This window comes from Candidatus Erwinia dacicola, from assembly GCF_001756855.1.
Lineage (GTDB): Bacteria > Pseudomonadota > Gammaproteobacteria > Enterobacterales > Enterobacteriaceae > Erwinia > Erwinia dacicola.
This window is the reverse complement of sequence record NZ_MAYS01000484.1, coordinates 1-2,177: the sequence shown is the minus strand read 5'-3', so window position 1 is coordinate 2,177 and position 2,177 is coordinate 1. Positions and strand designations below refer to the sequence as shown.

Below are 2,177 nucleotides of genomic sequence, written 5' to 3'. Positions count from 1 at the left end.
CGGTCTGACGCCCAACGAATCTGAGCGGCTGTACTACTTACAGTCTAATGCTGTGGCCAGTATCAGTTGACCACTACACTTACCTGTTCTGCATTGATTGACATGGTGACTTCTCCTATGGTGGTGAGGTGATGACCAATTAACGCATTAACAATGGGAAAAACAGTCATTACCGCCAAAGTTTAATCGCATTCAACTTTCTGAAAAATATAAAGAAAACAGCAGCCATGCTATTTAGCTGCATAACTACCGCCTGCCAACTGTCGGTCTGTTAAGCCAACGCTGGCTTACCTGATAATTATGCAGTTGGTCTGATTGCATTTAAAAGACAGGATTTCACATTTTTAAAAAAAAACTTTGAAACCTTTTTTTGATGTTAAATTAGTGGCGAGTTAGTGAGATTCACTGAGTCATACACGGTATGACAGTATTTATAACTAAGAGCTCCCCGCACGGCATGTACCCCTGACGGACAAGCTCTACACATATGAAGGTTTGTTATGGAAAAGCTTTCTTACGTTTCTGAAGGCAGCAAGACGGCCTGGTCAACCTATCTGCAGCAGATCGATCGAGTCGCGCCTTATCTTGGCGACCTGTCGCGCTGGGTGGATACCCTGCGTCATCCGAAACGTGCACTGATTGTAGACATTCCGCTGCAAATGGACGACGGCAGCATCCGCCACTTCGAAGGCTTCCGCGTGCAGCACAACCTGTCGCGCGGCCCGGGTAAAGGCGGTATTCGTTACCATCCTAATGTTGATCTTAATGAAGTCATGGCGCTTTCGGCGTGGATGACGATCAAATGTGCGGCGGTTAACTTGCCGTATGGCGGAGCCAAGGGCGGGATCCGCGTCGACCCGTTTGCGCTGTCCGAAAGCGAGCTTGAGCGCCTGACCCGCCGCTACACCAGCGAAATTAGCCTGTTCATCGGCCCGCAAAAAGATATTCCTGCACCGGACGTTGGCACCAATGCAAAAGTGATGGCGTGGATGATGGACACTTACTCAATTAATCACGGCACCACCATTACGGGCGTGGTGACCGGTAAGCCTATCCACCTTGGCGGTTCACTGGGGCGCGAAAAAGCCACCGGTCGCGGCGTATTTATTACTGGCCGCGAAGTGGCTCGCCGCAGCGGCATTGAAATCGAAGGTGCGCGAGTTGCCGTGCAGGGCTTTGGTAACGTCGGTAGCGAAGCAGCGCGCTTGTTTAACGATGCCGGGGCACGCGTTGTGGCGATTCAGGATCACAGTGACACGCTGTTCAACGCGGCAGGCATCGACCTAGTCGCGTTAAGCGAGTGGCAGGCAGCCAATAAAAAGATCGCCGGTTTCAGCGGCGCAGACGTGATCAGCGATGAGGCATTCTGGGACGTGGAAATGGAGATTCTGATCCCTGCCGCGCTGGAAGGTCAGATCACCCGTCAGCATGCGGAAAAACTGCACTGCCGTATCGTGCTGGAAGGCGCAAACGGCCCAACCTTCCCGGAAGCCGATGACGTGCTGGCCTCACGCGGTATTACCGTAGTGCCGGACGTAGTATGTAACGCCGGGGGCGTCACCGTCAGCTACTTTGAATGGGTGCAGGATATGGCAAGCTTCTTCTGGAGCGAGGACGAAATTAACAAGCGCATGGATAAGCTCATGACCGAAGCGATGGTCCACGTCTGGGATAAAGCGCATGAGGAGACGTGCAGCCTGCGCACCGCCGCCTATATCGTGGCATGTGAGCGCATCCTGATGGCACGTAAGGACCGCGGGATCTATCCGGGTTAGCAGCAAGAGCCGACCGGAAATGAACGTAGCGCCCTTACAGGGCGAGCGTCACGGCTTCGCCGTTCCGGTGCTTTGCATGACTGGAGCTCCGCTTTATACTCAGCTCCATGTATATCCCGCGTCCCGCCAAACTCCTTTTCACCGTCGATGACGGCTGGAACCGCTATCTCGAAAAACATGGCGACAGCGTCAGCCAGTGGACCCAACTCGCCGTTGAGCGCATGCTCGCCTGCGGCACCTGCGCTATGGGTGTGCGCCGCTACTGCTGCGCTTCACCTGCGCTTCACCTGACTGTACCCACTCCCGCTTCTTCTGCCAGAGCTGCAAGTCAAAGGCCTGCAGCATGAAGTCCACCGAACAGTGGATTGCTGAGCAACAACACGTCCTGCCCGACTGCGAATG

General features: G+C 54.1%; 1 protein-coding gene and 1 pseudogene. Both read left to right on the top strand.

Annotated elements, in window-relative coordinates; translation table 11 throughout:
• Window positions 1-500: 500 nt before the first annotated feature.
• Complete coding sequence (locus BBW68_RS12675; RefSeq protein WP_070135637.1) at window positions 501-1,775, top strand: Glu/Leu/Phe/Val family dehydrogenase; 1,275 nt, start codon at window positions 501-503, stop codon at window positions 1,773-1,775.
• A gap of 107 nt (window positions 1,776-1,882) precedes the next feature.
• Window positions 1,883-2,177: pseudogene (locus BBW68_RS16955) on the top strand (transposase zinc-binding domain-containing protein); the annotation flags it as partial.